The organism is Sphingomonas sp. BK036, from assembly GCF_004216825.1.
Classification (GTDB): Bacteria; Pseudomonadota; Alphaproteobacteria; order Sphingomonadales; family Sphingomonadaceae; genus Sphingomonas.
Map to the genome: position 1 here is coordinate 23,940 of NZ_SGXR01000003.1, position 15,557 is coordinate 39,496.

Genomic DNA, 15,557 nt, shown 5'->3' on the forward strand with positions numbered 1-15,557 from the left:
AGTCAGGATCCAGGGTTACGAAGCGCGACGGGTGTGGCTCTGGGTCCTGACTTTCGTCAGGATGACGGGGGGTTGCGCTTTGCTCGCCCGGCCGCTTTGCCCTATGCAGGCCGTCAACAAAGATACGAGGATTGCATGTTCGATCGCCTGTTCGGCCGCAAGCCAGCGCTTGACGAGAACGCCCTGCCCGTCGTCCGCAACGTGACGCTGGGGCGCACGGTGACGGTCGACCCGCTCGCATGGCGGCGGTTCGGATCGGAACTCCTGTTCCCGTTCGACCGCGATACGCTGGTGATCGTCGCGCAGGGGCTGGTGAACCTCAACGAGGGCGGGTTCGTCCACCGTTTCTACTCCGACGACGACATCATGTTCCAGGCGGTGTCGAACGACCGCGCCGGCCAGGACGTGACCGACGTCACGCTGTTCGCGCCGTGGGACAGCGCCTACCCGTCCTCGTCCGCCGAGCGCCCGGCGTGGAAGAGCCGCCTCAAGGCGCGCACCTTCACTGCCGAGGGATTACCCGAATATGGACGCTTCTGGTTCGGCCCCGAAGCGAGCGAGCAGGAACCGGTGACGTTCTGGGAAGATCTTCACGACGACCGCGACGGCATCGTCGACCGTCGCATCTTCCAGACCTGCATGCTGTTCGGCCGCGACCTGCCGGGCGACGACGGCCGCGAACTGCTGCTCGCGATCGACCAGGAGAACGAGGCTGGCGAGGTCTCGTTCGAGATCATGCTGGGCGTGGCACTGGAACTCGGCGAGTTCAGGGCCTAGCGTCACGAGCGAACGGCTCCGGGGGACTTGCCATGATCGACCAATACAGCTTCGGCGCCAGCGCGCTCGCCTTCCTGATCGCGTTCGTCGCGGCGGGCGTGTTCACGATTGCGTTCAAGATCATCTATCAGGTGGCGACGCCCTATCACGAGAAGTCGCTGATCCGCGAGGGCAACACCGCCGCCGCGATCACGCTGGGCGCGGCGTTGCTCGGCTATGTCCTGCCGCTTGCCTCGGCACTGACGCATACCGTCTCGCTGGTCGAATTCGCGGTCTGGGCGCTGCTCGCCGGCGTCATCCAGATCGTCACGGCTTTGGTCGTCCAGCGTCTCGTGATGCGCGATTTCAACGCGCGGATCCAGCGCGGCGAAATCGCGGCGGCGACCTATATGGCAAGCATCTCGCTGTGCGTCGGCATCCTCAACGCCGCCTGCATGACGAACTGAGGAAGCACCCATGAAGCGTTCCAGATCGATCGTCCTCACCAGCCTGATCGCAGGCTCGGGCATCTCGCTGACCGCGTGCGATGGCGATGTCGGCGGCAAGCCGGTCGAGGCGCAGAGCTACGCCTCCGTCGCCGAGTGCCGCGCAGCCGGCGCGCTGTCCGCGGTCCAATGCGACACCGCGTTCGAACAGGCCAAGACCGATGCGGCGAAGACCGCGCCGCGGTTCGAGGACAAGCATACCTGCGAGGAGCAGTTCGGCGCCGCGCAGTGCGAACCACGCAACAACGGCAATGGCGGCAGCTTCTTCACGCCGCTGTTGACCGGCTTCCTCGTCGGGCAGGCGCTCAACGGCGGGTTCGGCAATCGCGGCGCGCCGATGTACCGCGATCGCGAGGGCAATTATTACGGTGGCGCCGGCGGCCGGATCAACCGCGACTATGTGACCGGCCGCACGCGCGTCGGCTCGGATGCGTTCACCCCGACGACCGCGCGCGCCCCTGCGCGAGTCCAGACACGCAGTTCGGTGATCTCGCGCGGCGGGTTCGGCGGCGGCTTCGGCGGCCGCGGCTTCGGCGGCTGAGGCCAATCCTCCCCCCCCCCTAGTGGGGGAGGATCTTAAGCCCGGTCACGCGCTCCGCTCAACCCGCAGCATCGCCAGCGCAGCGACGACCATCACCCCCGCCGCGATCAGCATCGCCCATACCGCGTCGGCTGGGAAGAACGTCCGCACGACCTGCCCCATCACCGACGACACGATCAGCTGCGGTAACACGATGAAGATGTTGAACAGCCCCATATAGACGCCGAGCTTGGCCTGGGGCAGCGCGTTCGACAGGATCGCATAGGGCATCGTCAGGATCGACGACCAGGCGATGCCGATCAGCACCATCGACCCGATCAGCACATATTGGTCGCGCACCACCAGGAACGACGCGAACCCCGCCGCCCCGCACAGCAGCCCGAGGATATGCGCGTCGCGCCGGCCGATCCGCGCCGCCAGCGCCGGCATGACGAACGCCCATAAGGTCGCCACGCCGTTATACACCGCGAACAGAACTCCGACCCAGTTCGCCCCCTCGTTATACGCCGCACTGGTCGTGTCGGTCGTGCCGAACACATGCTGCGTGACGATCGGCGTCGTGTAGATCCACATGATGAACAGCGCCGACCAGGTGAAGAACTGGACGAGCGCGAGCCGCTTCATCGTTTGCGGCATGGTGCCAAGATCGCCGACGATCTGGCTAAGAACATTTGATTCCCTGCCCGATCGCACCAGGGCGGCGCTCGCCAGCAACGCCGCGCCGAACGCGATCAGCCCGCCACCGAGCAGATAGACCGGCTTGTCGAGCCCGAACCGCGCCACCGCGGCGATCACGATCGCACCCAGCGCGATCCAGACCGGCGCGAGCCTTGCGCTCGACCGGACGACCGTGTCGCGCGGCGCAACCGGGCCCTCGTCCTCGAACGCGGCCATCTCCGCGGGCGAATATTCGCTGGTCGTCAGCACGGTCCACAGCACCGCGAAGAACAAGGCGAGCGCGCCGATATAGAATCCATACTGCACCGACGGCGGTATCCCACCCGCTGGCGCGGTGTTCGCGACCTGGAACACGTCGGTCAGGATGATCGGTGCCAGGCTGCCGATCACCGCGCCCGCGCCGATAAAGCCGGTCTGGAACGCGAAGCCCGCGGTGCGCTGCCGGCTGCCGAGCATGTCGCCGACGAACGCGCGAAACGGCTCCATCGCGACATTGAGCGATCCGTCGAGCATCCACAGCAGCACGGCCGCGACCCACAGCACCGGCGCGTTCGGCATCGCCAGCAGCGCGAACGTCGCGAGCATCGCCCCGGCCAGGAAATAGGGCCGCCGACGCCCGAGCCGCCCCCAGGTCCGGTCGCTATAATGCCCGATCACCGGCTGGACGAGCAGCCCGGTCAGCGGCGCGGCGATCCACAGGAACGCCAGATCGTCGACCGATGTGCCGAGCGATTGGAAGATGCGGCTGACATTGGCGTTCTGCAGCGCAAAGCCGATCTGGATCCCGAAGAATCCGAACGAGATGTTCCACAGCCCCCAGAAGCCCTGACGTGGTTTCTCCCTACCCATTACGGTCATTCAGCGCCCTTCACCCGATGATCGCCGGATCACCAATTGCGTCGGCAGCACCGTGCTCTCGACCGGTTGATCGCCGATTCGCGCGAGCAACATCTCGACCAGCCGCCGCCCCGCCAGCCCGCTATCCTGCGCGATCGTCGTCAGCGGTGGATTGGCAAGGCTGGCGGCCGGGATGTCGTCGAACCCGACAATCGCGACGTCATAGGGCACGTTGATCCCGGCCCCCGCCAGCACACGCATCGCCGCCAGCGCGATCAGGTCGCTCGCCGCGACGATCGCATCGAACGGCACGCCGCGGCGAAGCAGCTCGCGCGTCGCCTGCGTCGCATCCTCCTCGGTCGATATCGTCTCGACCTGCAGCTGCGGATCCGCCGCGATGCCATGCTCGCCCAGCACCGCGACATAGCCGCGATACCGGTCGTGAAACTCGGGATAATGATCGGTCGCGCTGCCCAGGAACGCGATCCGCCGCCGCCCGCGATCGAGCAGGTGGCGCGCCGCCGCCGCGCCGCCCGCGATATTGTCGCACCCGATCGTCAGCCCCGGCTGCCCCGGCTGGACCGAGCCCCAGCGTACGAAGTGAGTCCCCTGCGCGACGAGCGTCTCGAGCCGGGACCGATAGTCGGCATAATCGCCATAGCCGAGCAGGATCAGCCCGTCGGCGCGGTGGCTGTCCTCGTAATCGGTATGCCAGTCGCTCGAAAATTGCTGGAACGACACGAGCAGGTCGTAGCCATGCGACCCGCACGCCGCCATCATCGCGCCGAGCATGCCGAGGAAGAACGGATTGACCACGGTCTCGTCTGGAGTCGGATCGCGGAACAGCAGCAGCGCGATCGTCTTGGTCGTGCCGTTGCGCAGGTTCGAGGCGCTGCGATCGACGGTGTAGTTGAGCTGCCGCGCAATCGCCTCGATCCGCTGCCGCGTCGCCAGGTTGACCGTCGAGCTGCCCCGCAGCGCGCGCGATACGGTCGGTTGCGAAACGCCGGCGAGCTGCGCGATGTCAAACGAGGTCGGTTTGCCCGCCGGCTTGCCGCCGGATCGGCTGGAAGACTTGGCAGCGGCATTCACGACGATTGGGTCCTCCAGCATCCTCGGGGTCCAGGGCCCCTCTGCGCGTGGGATGGCCGTGGGTCAGCATCACGCCAGATCCGCGCGGGCGTCAACATCGCCACCCTGCCGAGCGTGGCAAAACAGCCACAGAACCAAGGTGGTACCGGTACCCTACAGCCTGAATACGTATGCACCGCTCCGTCTGGGCGACGGTGGCACCGTCATCCCGGGCCGACCGGGATGACGGAGCGCCCCTCATCGACGGGGTGCCATCAGCGGACCGCCGATCTCGGTTGCAGCGACAAAGGCCGGGCGCGCGCGCAAGCGGTCGAGATACGCCGCGACGTCCGGATGATCGCCCAGCAGCCCGGCGCTTTCCGCGATCGCGAGGATGTAGCACATCTGGATGTCGGCCAGCATCAGTTGCTCGCCCATCAGATACGGCCCCTCGCCGACCCCGGCACCGATATAGTCGAGCGTCTTGGTCACTTCGGGACCGGTGAACTTGGCGAGCCCATCGGGCAGCCCGCCCATCCGCTTGCCAAGCGACGTCATCATGATTGGCAGCGCGGCCGAGCTCTCGACATATTGCAGCCACTCGTCGTGCACCGCCGCCGCATCGCTGTCGATCGGCGGCGAGAAGCGGCGCTCGCCATACCGCTCGTCGATATACGCCAGGATCGGCGCGCTCTCGGCCAGCGTCAGGTCGCCATCGACCAGCACGGGGGCCTTGCCGAGCGGGTGGATCGCTTTCAGTTCGGGCGGCGCACGGAAGTTCGCGTCGCGCTCATATTTGACGAGGTCATATTCGATCCCGAGCTCTTCGAGCAGCCAGATCACGCGGATCGACCGCGAGTAGTTCAGATGGTGCAGCGTTAACATAAGCGTCCTTCGATACGGGAATGTGCTGCCCCTCGGAACGGCTGGGCGGCATCGAAGGTTTCGTTGACCGCACCCCCGGAATCCTCCGGCGACGGAGACCATGATGACCAACCTGACCTGCGATGTCGCGATCATCGGCGCGGGCACCGCCGGCCTCGCCGCCGAGCGCAGCGCGCGCCGCAACGGCGCCAAGACGCTGCTGATCGACGAAGGCTTTGGCGGCACGACCTGCGCCAGCGTGGGATGTATGCCCTCCAAGCTGTTGATCGCGGCAGGCAATGCGATGCACGCGGTCAACCAGGCCAAGGTCTTCGGCGTCGAGGCATCGGCCAAGGTCGACGGCGTCGCGGTGATGGCGCGAGTCCGCAAGGAGCGCGATGCGTTCGTCGCCGGCGTCGAAAAATCGATCGACAAATTGCCCGACGAAGTGAAGATCGAGGCACGCGCAAAATTCGCAGGCGCGACGATCCTTGCGCTCAGCGACGGGCGTCAGGTCCATGCGAAATCCGTCGTGATCGCGACCGGATCGAGCCCCGCGATCCCCGACATGTTCGACGCCGTGCGCGACCGCGTGCTGACCAACGAAAGTATCTTCGAGCTGGAGGACCTGCCCGGCTCGATCGGCGTGGTCGGCGCAGGCGCGCTCGGGCTTGAACTCGCGCAGGCGATGGCGCGGCTCGGCGTCGAAACGATGGTGTTCGACATGGGCGAGACGATCGGTGGGCTGAAGGATCCCCATGTCGCCGAGGCGTATCACGCGATCCTGTCGCGCGAGATGCCGATCCTGCTCGGCGTCGAGCTCAAGGCCGAACCCCAAGGCGACGGCGTCGCACTCTCCTGGACGGGCTCGGAGTCGGGCAGCAAGCGCTTCGACTATCTGCTCGTCGCGACGGGCCGGCCGCCGCGGATCAAGGACATCGGGCTCGAGACGACCGGGCTCGCGCTCGATGACCACGGCATGCCCGACTATGACCCCGACACGATGCAGTGCGGCAGCGCGCCGATCTTCATCGCCGGCGACGCGGATCACGATCGCGCGGTGCTGCACGAGGCGTCGGCGGAGGGCATGATCGCGGGGCGCAATGCGGCGAGCTATCCCGAGGTTACGCCGGGCAAGCGCTCCGTCCCGTTCGCGATCACCTTCACACACCCCAATGTCGCAGTGATCGGCAAGATCGCCAAGGACGACGACGCGGACAGCGTGATCGGCACCGCCTCCTATGACGATCAGGGCCGCGCGAAGGTCGAGGCGTGCAATGCCGGGCTGGTGCGCTTCTACGCCGACCGCCGCGACGGCCGCCTGACGGGTGCGACGATGGCAGGGCCCGCGGTCGAGCACAGCGCGCACCTGATCGCCTGGGCGATCCAAAGCGGCTGGACCGCGACCGAGGTGCTCGACTTGCCCTTCTATCATCCGACGTTCGAGGAGGGGATGAAGGATGCGCTCCGCTCGATCTGCGCCGAGGTGCACGCGCCAACGCCGCCCGATCGCGATGACGGCTTCACGCCGGGGACGTAAGGCGGCGCGGTCACTGTACCACCCCGGCGAAGGCCGGGGCCCAATTGGAAAGGTGGTCGTAACGAAGCACGGCTCGTCTTTACTAAGCGCCCTCAATTGGGCCCCGGCCTTCGCCGGGGTGGTGAAATCGGCGAAGGCGCATTGGCGAGCTACCCCTCCAGATCCAGATACGCGACGACATCATTTTCCGTCGCCAGATACAACCCAGCCTGCACATCCTCCTCCTGCCGCGCCGCGATCCCCAGCGCCTCGTCCAGCGGCCCATAGAACAACGTCGTCGCCGCTCCGCCCTCTCCGCTATCGTCGAGATGATAGAGCCGGACCGACACACCGGAAGAAATCGTCCGCATTACAACACCCTATCGCAAACCACATGACCGAGAATTCACGGAACCAAATGCGCACCAGCGCAACTTTGGCTGCCCTCGCGAGTTACGCTAGCAGATACAGGGGTTTATATGCATCAGGATGAAGGTTTTCCGGTATCGCGCCGTGGCGTGATCGCCGGTGGTGTCGCGTCGGCCACGCTGGCCGCGGCACCCGCTGCGCAGGCCCAGGTTCAGGGCAGCGCGCAGCCCGCGCCGCCGACGATGCCGGTCACGCTTAAGGTGAACGGCCGCACGACCAAGATCAACGTCGACACGCGGACCACGCTGCTCGACGCACTGCGCGAGAATCTTAAGCTCACCGGCACCAAGAAGGGCTGCGATCACGGCCAGTGCGGCGCGTGCACGGTGATTGTCGAGGGTCGCCGGATCAACAGCTGCCTCACGCTCGCGGTGATGCACGAAGGCGAGGAGATCACCACGATCGAAGGCCTCGGCACGCCCGAGAAGCTCCACGCGATGCAGGCCGCGTTCGTCAAGCATGACGGCTACCAGTGCGGCTATTGCACGCCAGGCCAGATCTGCTCGGCAGTCGCCACGCTCGGCGAGATCAAGGCGGGTATCCCCAGCCACGTCACCGGCGACATCGCCGCGCAGCCGACCGTCAGCACCGACGAACTGCGCGAGCGGATGAGCGGCAACATCTGCCGCTGCGGCGCCTATGCCAACATCATCGACGCGATCCACGACGTCGCGGGCACGGAGCGCACGGCATGAAGGCCTTTACCTATGAGCGCGCCACCTCGGCCAAGGAGGCCGCGAGCGCCGCGGCCCGCATGCCGGGCGCCAAGTTCATCGCGGGCGGCACCAACCTGCTCGACCTGATGAAGTTGCAGATCGAGACGCCGCAGCATCTGATCGACGTCAACGGCCTCGGTCTCGACAAGATCACGCCGACCGCCGACGGTGGCCTCCGCGTCGGGGCACTCGTCCGCAACACCGATCTCGCCGCCGACGCGCGCGTGCGCAAGGACTACGGCGTACTCAGCCGCGCGTTGGTGTCCGGCGCGAGCGGCCAGCTCCGCAACAAGGCGACGACCGCGGGCAACCTGCTCCAGCGCACGCGCTGCCCCTATTTCTACGACACCACCAAACCCTGCAACAAGCGCCAGCCGGGCAGCGGTTGCGCCGCGATCGGCGGGTTCAACCGTAACCTCGCGATCATGGGTACGAGCGAGGCGTGCATCGCCACGCACCCGAGCGACATGGCAGTCGCGATGCGCGTGCTCGACGCGACCGTGGAGACGGTGAACGCCGCCGGCGCGACCCGCGCGATCCCGATCGCCGACTTCCACCGGCTGCCCGGCGCGACGCCGAACATCGAGACGTCGCTGGCGCCAGGCGAACTCATCACCGCGGTAACGCTTCCCAAGCCGATCGGCGGCACGCACATCTACCAGAAGGTGCGCGACCGTGCGTCCTACGCCTTCGCGCTGATCTCGGTCGCGGCCGTGATCCAGCCCGGCGGTCGTGGACGGCTCGCCTTTGGTGGCCTCGCGCACAAGCCCTGGCGCGTCGAGTCCGCCGAGGCGCAGATGCCCAACGGCGCCAAGGCCACCGCAGCGGCGGTTCTCGCCGGCGCCCGCACCACCTCACAGAACGCGTTCAAGCTGCCGTTGGTCGAACGCACCATCGGCGCCGTGTTCGAAGACGCGAAGGCCTGACGCCCATGAAATTCAATACCCCCGCAACCGCCAATCCCACCGACCGGATGAAGGTGATCGGCAAGCCGATCGATCGCATCGACGGCAAGCTGAAGACGACCGGTACCGCGCACTACGCCTATGAGCGGAGCGACGCCGCACCGAACGCGGCCTATGGCTACATTCTCGGGTCTTCGATCGCCAAGGGCCGGATCGAGAGCATCGACATGGCCGACGCCAAGGCGGCACCCGGCGTGCTCGCGGTCGTCACCTATGAGAATGCCGGCAAGATCGGCAAGGCCAAGAACCACACCGCACGGATGCTCGCGGGCCCCGACGTCCAGCACTACGACCAGGCCGTCGCCGTCGTCGTCGCCGAGACGTTCGAGCAGGCGCGCGCCGCCACCAAGCTGCTGCGCATTACCTATGCGCGGGCGAAGGGCAATTTCGATCTCGCCGCGTCGCAGGGCTCGGCAACCAAGCCCAAGAGCGGCACCCCCGACACGGCCGTCGGCGACTTCGCTGGCGCGTTCGCCAAGGCGGCGGTGAAGGTCGACGAGCGCTACACGACGCCCGACCAGAGCCATCAGATGATGGAGCCGCATTCGACGACCGCGGCGTGGACGGGCGACAAGCTGACGCTGTGGACGTCGAACCAGATGATCGCCTGGGCGGTCGGCGACATGAGCGAGACGCTGCTGATCCCGAAGGACAACATCCATGTGATGTCGCCCTATGTTGGTGGTGGCTTCGGGTCGAAGCTGTGGATCCGCAGCGATGCGGTGATGGCGGCACTCGGCTCGCGCGCGATCGGTGGCCGGCCAGTCAAGCTCGCGCTCGCGCGTCCGCAGGTGATGAACAACACCACGCATCGCCCCGCGACGATCCAGCGCCTGCGCATCGGTGCGCAGAAGGACGGCAAGATCACTGCGATCGCGCATGAGAGCTGGTCGGGCGACCTGCCCGGCGGTGGACCCGAGACCGCGCCGAATGCGACTCGTCTGCTGTACGCCGGCGCCAACCGCATGACCGCGACTCGTCTCGCCGTGCTCGACCTTCCCGAGGGCAATGCGATGCGTGCACCGGGCGAGGCGGTCGGCCTGCTCGCGCTCGAGGCGGCGATGGACGAGCTGGCCGAGAAGCTGAAGATGGACCCGGTCCAGCTGCGGATCGTCAACGACACGCAGGTCGACCCCGAAAAGCCGTCGCGCCAGTTCTCGCAGCGCGATCTGGTCGGCTGCCTGAAGACCGGCGCCGAACGCTTCGGCTGGAACAAGCGCAATCCCGTACCCGGCCAGGTCCGTGACGGCCGCTGGCTGGTCGGCATGGGGATGGCGTCGGCGTTCCGCGACAACGTGACGATGAAGTCGGGTGCGCGCGTCGGCATCGACAAGAAGGGCATGGTGACGGTCGCCACCGACATGACCGATATCGGCACCGGCAGCTACACGATCATCGGCCAGACCGTCGCTGAGATGATGGGCGTGCCGATGGACAAGGTCATCGTGCTGCTCGGCGACAGCAGCTTCCCGGCCTCGTCGGGATCGGGTGGCCAGTGGGGCGGCAACAGCTCGACCGCGGGTGTCTATGCAGCCTGCATGGCGCTGCGCGACTCGGTCGCGCGTAAGCTCGGCTTCAATTCGGACGACGTCGTGTTCGAGGACGGCAAGGTAAAGTCGGGCAACCGCAGCGTCTCGCTGTCGGAAGCTGCGGGCGATGCCGGCCTCTCCGCCGAGGATACGATCGAGTTCGGCGATCTGACCAAGACCTATGCACAGGCCACGTTCGGCGCGCATTTCGTCGAGGTCGGAGTCGATTCGGCGACCGGCGAGATCCGCGTCCGCCGGATGAGCGGTGCGTTTGCCGCCGGGCGTATCCTCAATCCGAAATCGGCGCGCAGCCAGGTCATCGGTGCGATGACGATGGGCGTCGGCGCGGCGTTGATGGAGGACGCGATCGTCGACACGCGCTTCGGCTATTTCGTCAATCACGACCTCGCCGAATATCACGTCCCCGCGCACGCCGACATTCCGATGCAGGACGTGTTCTTCATGGACGAGTTGGACGAGAAGTCCTCGCCGATGAAGGCCAAGGGCATCGGTGAGCTCGGGCTGTGCGGCGTCGGCGCAGCGATCGCCAACGCGGTCTACAATGCGTGCGGCGTTCGCGTCCGCGAATATCCGCTGACGCTCGACAAGGTGATCGGCAAGATGGTCTGATACCCTGCCCTCCATCCGGCCTGAGCATCGGCCGGATGGAGGGCAAAACCGGCTCTGGCGCGCGCGATTGGGTTGCGCTAGAAAACCGGCATGACCGTACCCGCCATTCTAAAAAACCTCCGCCTGCCCGTCATCGGGTCTCCGCTGTTCATCATTTCCGGACCGGAACTGGTGATCGCGCAGTGCAAGGCGGGGATCGTCGGGTCTTTCCCGGCACTCAACGCGCGGCCGCAGGCGCTGCTCGACGAATGGCTGCACCGGATCACCGAGGAATTGAGCGCGCACAACCGCGCCAATCCCGACCGGCCCGCCGCCCCCTTCGCGGTCAACCAGATCGTCCACAAGTCGAACGACCGTCTCGAAAGCGACCTCGCGACCTGCGCCAAGTGGCAGGTACCGATCGTCATCACCTCGCTCGGCGCGCGCGAAGACCTGAACACCGCGGTGCATGGCTGGGGCGGGATCACGCTCCACGACGTGATCGACGACCGGTTCGCGCGCAAGGCGATCGAAAAGGGCGCCGACGGGCTGATCGCGGTCGCGGCCGGCGCTGGCGGTCATGCCGGTCGCCTTTCGCCATTCGCGATCATCCAGGAAATCCGCCAATGGTTCGATGGCCCGCTCGCGCTGTCGGGCTCGATCGCGACGGGTGACGCGGTGCTGGCGGCACAGGCCATGGGTGCCGATTTCGGCTATATCGGCTCGCCGTTCATCGCCACCACCGAAGCCAATGCCGATCAGGCGTACAAGGATGGCATCGTCGCGGGCAAGGCGTCTGACATCGTCTATTCGAACCTGTTCACCGGCGTGCACGGCAACTATCTGCGCGCGTCGATCGAGGCTGCGGGCATGGACCCCGACAATCTGCCCGAGGGCGATCTGAAGACGATGGACTTCGGCGGCGGCAACGGATCGAAGCCCAAGGCCTGGCGCGACATCTGGGGTTCGGGCCAGGGCATCGGCGCCGTTAGCAAGGTCGAGAGCGTCGCCGACCGAGTCGATCGTCTGGAACGCGAATATCGCGCCGCCCGCGCGCGCCTCGGACTCTGAGGCGAGGGCCGCCTAGAACGCAGCGCGTTCGAGGCGGCCCTGCAGGGTCAGCACGGGGCTGACGATATCGACCTCGTCGAGCCCCCGGTCGAGCAGGCCGACCCGGCGGTGCAAATCGCTGCTCGCCTCGATCAGCGCCCGCGCCCGCACCGGCAGCATGTCGAGCAGGCCCTGGTCCGTCACCGGCGCATCGCCCAGCCGCCGAACGGGATCGAGCGCGTCGCGCGGCTGCAACTCCCCCGCCTCGACCGCGCGCTGCGTCAGCAGCCACGCAATGACGTGCATCAGCCGCGTCGTGACCTTCAGCGACTCGCAGCTGAAACTCACACGGATCATCGCGTCCAGCGCTTCCCGCTCCCCCCGCCCCGCTTCGTCGAAATAGGTGCGCGCTTCATCCGCCAACACCATCGCTTCGCTGTACAGCGCATCGACCAATCGCCGATGCAGTTGCGATTCATACAGACCACTCATCGCGCCGGGATGGCATAGCCGCTTGGTGCAGCCCAGCGTGATGACAGCCGTGACGCGATGCCGATTGTACGAAACGTATCAAAATGAGGCATCTAGCCCGGCTGGTCCCCGACAAACGGCGCGGTCGATCGGCTTGCGACACGCCTTCAGGATAGCGCTCGGCCTTCGTCGTTCAGGCGATGATATCCGGGATCAGCATGTCCTCGCACGCGGCGATCTCGTCGCGGAGCCTCAGCTTGCGCCGCTTAAGACGGGCGATCTGCAACTGATCGGGGACCGGCGACAGGATGAGCGCGGCGATCGCATCGTCGAGGTCGCGATGCTCAACCCGCATCCCGTCCAGCCGTACCCGCATCTGAGCCTCGTCCACGCTGTCCCTGAGATACATGCCGATCCTCCGTCACCGGCGTCCTTAGCAAATGGGGGCGCGCTGGCGAGCGCTAAAGCGCCGCATCATGGGTAGCATGCGTCGAACACACGGGTCGTCGCATCAAATCGGTCGGCCAATCGATTTGGTCCATTTCCGATAAAGACATTTCGATGACGTGGTGGTTTACTCCGTCCCCCAACCCGAATGCAGGAGGTACTCCATCGTGCAGACGACGCATCAGACAGCCTTGGAAACCAAGCATGCCGTGCTTGATCAGCGAATCGCAGCGGAGACGCACCGCCCCTTGCCCGACGCTGCCATCCTCGCGCAGCTGAAGAAGCAGAAACTGCGACTCAAGGAAGAGATCGTCAGCCTGTAACGCGCTGAACGGCGGATACCAGGCGGCCACGCCCCGGATACAAGACCGGGGAATGGTCGCCCATCCGTCCGGCCCAAGCGCTGCCCATCCTACGCCTCACGCAACGATAAGCAGCGTGGTTGCTAAATCCGACTACCGCGCGCGCCTGGGATCGATTGTCCCGTCGAGTGCGATCCCCATTCTCCCAGCCGCGCACCACGCCACTGTCCCGCTGGTCTCTCCGATTCCGGGCAGGTCGAGCCAAACATGGCTGCCGACGTCGGCGGGTATGTCGAGTTCGATCATCAGCCCGGCCTCGGACAGATTGCGGACGCGAACCTCGTGCACGCCCGGCTCGTCGCCGAGTCGGCACTGGCCGACCAGCAGGAGACTGTCGCGCGGCAGTGCCCGTTTGCCCGCGGTCGAAGCGGCCGACGCCGAATCCGGCGCAATGCTATCTACAGTCCGGTCCCCGCCAGTCATATGATCGCACCTGTCCATCATCGTCCCGCGTCATCGGGGCCGCATGATCGTGGCCCGGTTCACCTGTTAGGCCCCAAAGCCTGCCAAATGGCTTAACGACGACGGGCAACCGATGCGACCCTGGTAATGCGTGCATGCGAGATCGTGCGGATCAATCCTCGCGCGAGACCTTCTCGTTGCGCTCATGCCGCTCCTGCGCCTCGACCGTCATCGTCGCGATCGGCCGCGCTTCGAGCCGGGCGAGGCTGATCGGCTCGCCGGTGACTTCGCAATAGCCATATTCGCCCTCGTCGATCCGGCGGATCGCCGCCTCGATCTTGGAGACGAGCTTGCGCTGCCGGTCGCGCGTGCGCAGTTCGATCGACCAGTCCGTCTCGCTCGACGCCCGATCGGTGAGATCGGCCTCGCGCAGCGAATCGACCTGCAGTTGCGACAGCGTTTCCTGCGATTCCCGAAGGATCGCATCCTTCCAGGCCTGCAATTTTCCGCGAAAATAGGCCTGCTGCTTCAGGCTCATAAAGGGTTCGTCGGCATCGGGCCGATAGCTTTCGTCGTCGCTGTCGTTCGCAGCGTTTCGATTGATAGTCCCGGTATCGTCCATACGATTCATTACGGTCGCCATACCACTCTCCCTCTGGCCCCGTCGGATCAACCACGCTGATCTCCGAGGACCGCCCCCAAATGGTGAATGCGCCTATAGTCGCGCGCGAAGATCATCACAAGCGACCCGGCTTGCGCAAAAACAACCAGATCCGACATTATATTACGCCAATTCATTTTGCGGTTTCACGCACGCCGAGGAAACGCGCCGTTGCCAGCCGGCAAACGCTGGACGAACGCCCGCGTCACTTATGTCCCATGGCGGCACGTTAAGGGTGAACCCGGCGAACTAGCCGACGTAAATAGGTGATTAACCCGCACAGATATGGTTAATGCTCTTGCACTTAACGGTTTGTTTTGCAGTTAGTCTGCATGGCGATGCCGTAAACATTGCACACGGGGATCCGGCAACACGAGGGTGCCGGCAACGAAAGAGTGACGATATGTCGGTGAGGATGGCCTTGGCCAAATTGTGCGCTTGTGCGTGTGGCGGTGCCCTGATCGGCGGCGGCGCGGTGCATGTCGCGGAAAGCTCCAATCGAACCGCCGATGCCAAGCGCATGCTCGTCAAGCGCGTTGCCCGCCCTCAGGTCGCCGCGGTTCACCGGCCGCGCGTACGACGCGTGACGACGACGACGCGGACGACCTGCGCCCCCACCGTCGTGACGGTGGCCAATGCCGCCCCGGTCCCGATTCCCGCGCCGGTCGGCGACGGGTATATCGGCGGCGGCGGTGCGGGTGCCGCACCTTTGGCCGTGGGCGGCAGCGGCGGCTTTTTCGGTAGCGGGTTCGGCGGTGGCTTTGGTGGCGGGTTCGGCGGCGGCTTTGGCGGCAGCGGCGGCTCGAGCGGCAGCATCGTGATCTCCTCCACCTCGAGCGGCGGATCGACGTCAACGGGCGGGTCCGCGTCGAGCGGTGGGTCGACCTCGACCGGCGGCTCGTCGAGCAGCACCGGCGGTGCCGAGATATCGAGCACGTCGTCCTCCGGCGGGTCGAGCGGCAACGTCTCCTCTGCCTCGGGTGGATCGAGCGGCAACGTCTCGTCGTCCTCCGGCGGGTCGAGCGGCAATGTCTCCTCTGCCTCGGGTGGTTCGAGCGGCAACGTCTCGTCCTCGTCAAGCGGCAACGTATCGTCCGCGTCGAGCAGCGCGTCGTCGGCCTCGTCGGCCTCCTCCGCATCGTCT

General features: G+C 66.0%; 18 protein-coding genes. 9 read left to right on the plus strand and 9 right to left on the minus strand.

Going from position 1 to position 15,557, the window contains the following annotated elements; all coding sequences use genetic code 11:
- The first annotated feature begins 135 nt into the window (after positions 1-135).
- From EV283_RS00265 to EV283_RS00275, 3 genes are read left to right on the plus strand one after another with little or no spacing between them, the layout of a single operon-like run.
- Positions 136-777 (plus strand): DUF2491 family protein, encoded by a 642-nt coding sequence (locus EV283_RS00265; RefSeq protein ID WP_130321810.1) that lies wholly within the window; start codon positions 136-138, stop codon positions 775-777.
- A gap of 32 nt (positions 778-809) precedes the next feature.
- Positions 810-1,223, plus strand: coding sequence for a DUF350 domain-containing protein (locus EV283_RS00270; protein WP_107958861.1), 414 nt, complete (start codon positions 810-812; stop codon positions 1,221-1,223).
- A gap of 10 nt (positions 1,224-1,233) precedes the next feature.
- Complete coding sequence (locus tag EV283_RS00275; RefSeq protein WP_130321812.1) at positions 1,234-1,803, plus strand: DUF1190 domain-containing protein; 570 nt, start codon at positions 1,234-1,236, stop codon at positions 1,801-1,803.
- Positions 1,804-1,848: 45 nt separating this feature from the next.
- Here EV283_RS00275 and EV283_RS00280 read toward each other — a convergent pair whose 3' ends face one another.
- The 3 genes from EV283_RS00280 to EV283_RS00290 all read right to left on the minus strand — a co-directional run bounded on the left by EV283_RS00280 (position 1,849) and on the right by EV283_RS00290 (position 5,274).
- On the minus strand, positions 1,849-3,330 hold the full coding sequence (locus EV283_RS00280) for an MFS transporter (protein WP_130321814.1): 1,482 nt from the start codon (positions 3,328-3,330) through the stop codon (positions 1,849-1,851).
- Positions 3,331-3,339: 9 nt separating this feature from the next.
- Positions 3,340-4,431 (minus strand): LacI family DNA-binding transcriptional regulator, encoded by a 1,092-nt coding sequence (locus tag EV283_RS00285; RefSeq protein WP_130321816.1) that lies wholly within the window; start codon positions 4,429-4,431, stop codon positions 3,340-3,342.
- Between the two features lie 216 nt (positions 4,432-4,647).
- Complete coding sequence (locus EV283_RS00290) at positions 4,648-5,274, minus strand: glutathione S-transferase (RefSeq protein ID WP_130321818.1); 627 nt, start codon at positions 5,272-5,274, stop codon at positions 4,648-4,650.
- Between the two features lie 100 nt (positions 5,275-5,374).
- On the opposite strand from EV283_RS00290, the gene EV283_RS00295 reads away from it, so the two are divergent.
- Positions 5,375-6,793: a dihydrolipoyl dehydrogenase gene (locus tag EV283_RS00295; RefSeq protein ID WP_242615713.1), complete on the plus strand. Its 1,419-nt coding sequence runs from the start codon at positions 5,375-5,377 to the stop codon at positions 6,791-6,793.
- 149 nt (positions 6,794-6,942) lie between these two features.
- On the opposite strand, the gene EV283_RS00300 is transcribed toward EV283_RS00295, so the two are convergent.
- Positions 6,943-7,143, minus strand: coding sequence for a hypothetical protein (locus EV283_RS00300; RefSeq protein WP_130321820.1), 201 nt, complete (start codon positions 7,141-7,143; stop codon positions 6,943-6,945).
- 108 nt (positions 7,144-7,251) lie between these two features.
- Between EV283_RS00300 and paoA the strand changes: the two genes are divergently transcribed.
- The 4 genes from paoA (at position 7,252) to EV283_RS00320 (ending at position 12,091) form a co-directional block, all read left to right on the plus strand.
- Positions 7,252-7,896 (plus strand): aldehyde dehydrogenase iron-sulfur subunit PaoA, encoded by a 645-nt coding sequence (gene paoA / locus EV283_RS00305; RefSeq protein ID WP_130321822.1) that lies wholly within the window; start codon positions 7,252-7,254, stop codon positions 7,894-7,896.
- Positions 7,893-8,843: a xanthine dehydrogenase family protein subunit M gene (locus tag EV283_RS00310; protein ID WP_130321824.1), complete on the plus strand. Its 951-nt coding sequence runs from the start codon at positions 7,893-7,895 to the stop codon at positions 8,841-8,843. Before paoA ends, EV283_RS00310 begins: the two co-directional genes overlap by 4 nt.
- A gap of 5 nt (positions 8,844-8,848) precedes the next feature.
- On the plus strand, positions 8,849-11,041 hold the full coding sequence (gene paoC / locus EV283_RS00315; RefSeq protein ID WP_130321826.1) for an aldehyde oxidoreductase molybdenum-binding subunit PaoC: 2,193 nt from the start codon (positions 8,849-8,851) through the stop codon (positions 11,039-11,041).
- Between the two features lie 90 nt (positions 11,042-11,131).
- Positions 11,132-12,091: a nitronate monooxygenase family protein gene (locus tag EV283_RS00320; RefSeq protein ID WP_130321828.1), complete on the plus strand. Its 960-nt coding sequence runs from the start codon at positions 11,132-11,134 to the stop codon at positions 12,089-12,091.
- A 12-nt stretch (positions 12,092-12,103) separates the two neighbouring features.
- Here EV283_RS00320 and EV283_RS00325 read toward each other — a convergent pair whose 3' ends face one another.
- Positions 12,104-12,562, minus strand: coding sequence for a DUF1465 family protein (locus EV283_RS00325; protein ID WP_130321830.1), 459 nt, complete (start codon positions 12,560-12,562; stop codon positions 12,104-12,106).
- Positions 12,563-12,734: 172 nt separating this feature from the next.
- The gene (locus EV283_RS00330; RefSeq protein WP_107958962.1) at positions 12,735-12,917 is read right to left on the minus strand and encodes a DUF465 domain-containing protein; all 183 of its coding nucleotides are present in this window, start codon (positions 12,915-12,917) and stop codon (positions 12,735-12,737) included.
- A gap of 238 nt (positions 12,918-13,155) precedes the next feature.
- Between EV283_RS00330 and EV283_RS00335 the strand changes: the two genes are divergently transcribed.
- Positions 13,156-13,311, plus strand: coding sequence for a YdcH family protein (locus tag EV283_RS00335; protein ID WP_082445084.1), 156 nt, complete (start codon positions 13,156-13,158; stop codon positions 13,309-13,311).
- A gap of 132 nt (positions 13,312-13,443) precedes the next feature.
- Here EV283_RS00335 and EV283_RS00340 read toward each other — a convergent pair whose 3' ends face one another.
- The 3 genes from EV283_RS00340 to EV283_RS00350 form a co-directional block, all read right to left on the minus strand.
- Positions 13,444-13,773, minus strand: a complete 330-nt coding sequence (locus EV283_RS00340) for a PilZ domain-containing protein (RefSeq protein ID WP_165391658.1) — start codon at positions 13,771-13,773, stop codon at positions 13,444-13,446.
- 151 nt (positions 13,774-13,924) lie between these two features.
- The gene (gene dksA / locus EV283_RS00345) at positions 13,925-14,395 is read right to left on the minus strand and encodes an RNA polymerase-binding protein DksA (RefSeq protein ID WP_056410556.1); all 471 of its coding nucleotides are present in this window, start codon (positions 14,393-14,395) and stop codon (positions 13,925-13,927) included.
- 579 nt (positions 14,396-14,974) lie between these two features.
- On the minus strand, positions 14,975-15,499 hold the full coding sequence (locus tag EV283_RS00350) for a hypothetical protein (RefSeq protein ID WP_242615714.1): 525 nt from the start codon (positions 15,497-15,499) through the stop codon (positions 14,975-14,977).
- Positions 15,500-15,557: the final 58 nt, after the last annotated feature.

Bases quoted from the DNA above. Each gene is read 5' to 3' on its own strand.
- dksA (WP_056410556.1), bottom strand. From the start codon at position 14,395: ATGGCGACCGTAATGAATCGTATGGACGATACCGGGACTATCAATCGA.
- EV283_RS00320 (WP_130321828.1), top strand. From the start codon at position 11,132: ATGACCGTACCCGCCATTCTAAAAAACCTCCGCCTGCCCGTCATCGGG.
- EV283_RS00290 (WP_130321818.1), bottom strand. From the start codon at position 5,274: ATGTTAACGCTGCACCATCTGAACTACTCGCGGTCGATCCGCGTGATC.
- EV283_RS00275 (WP_130321812.1), top strand. From the start codon at position 1,234: ATGAAGCGTTCCAGATCGATCGTCCTCACCAGCCTGATCGCAGGCTCG.
- EV283_RS00300 (WP_130321820.1), bottom strand. From the start codon at position 7,143: ATGCGGACGATTTCTTCCGGTGTGTCGGTCCGGCTCTATCATCTCGAC.
- EV283_RS00325 (WP_130321830.1), bottom strand. From the start codon at position 12,562: ATGAGTGGTCTGTATGAATCGCAACTGCATCGGCGATTGGTCGATGCG.
- EV283_RS00330 (WP_107958962.1), bottom strand. From the start codon at position 12,917: ATGCGGGTACGGCTGGACGGGATGCGGGTTGAGCATCGCGACCTCGAC.
- EV283_RS00340 (WP_165391658.1), bottom strand. From the start codon at position 13,773: ATGACTGGCGGGGACCGGACTGTAGATAGCATTGCGCCGGATTCGGCG.
- EV283_RS00270 (WP_107958861.1), top strand. From the start codon at position 810: ATGATCGACCAATACAGCTTCGGCGCCAGCGCGCTCGCCTTCCTGATC.
- paoA (WP_130321822.1), top strand. From the start codon at position 7,252: ATGCATCAGGATGAAGGTTTTCCGGTATCGCGCCGTGGCGTGATCGCC.
- EV283_RS00295 (WP_242615713.1), top strand. From the start codon at position 5,375: ATGATGACCAACCTGACCTGCGATGTCGCGATCATCGGCGCGGGCACC.
- paoC (WP_130321826.1), top strand. From the start codon at position 8,849: ATGAAATTCAATACCCCCGCAACCGCCAATCCCACCGACCGGATGAAG.
- EV283_RS00265 (WP_130321810.1), top strand. From the start codon at position 136: ATGTTCGATCGCCTGTTCGGCCGCAAGCCAGCGCTTGACGAGAACGCC.
- EV283_RS00285 (WP_130321816.1), bottom strand. From the start codon at position 4,431: ATGCTGGAGGACCCAATCGTCGTGAATGCCGCTGCCAAGTCTTCCAGC.
- EV283_RS00280 (WP_130321814.1), bottom strand. From the start codon at position 3,330: ATGGGTAGGGAGAAACCACGTCAGGGCTTCTGGGGGCTGTGGAACATC.
- EV283_RS00310 (WP_130321824.1), top strand. From the start codon at position 7,893: ATGAAGGCCTTTACCTATGAGCGCGCCACCTCGGCCAAGGAGGCCGCG.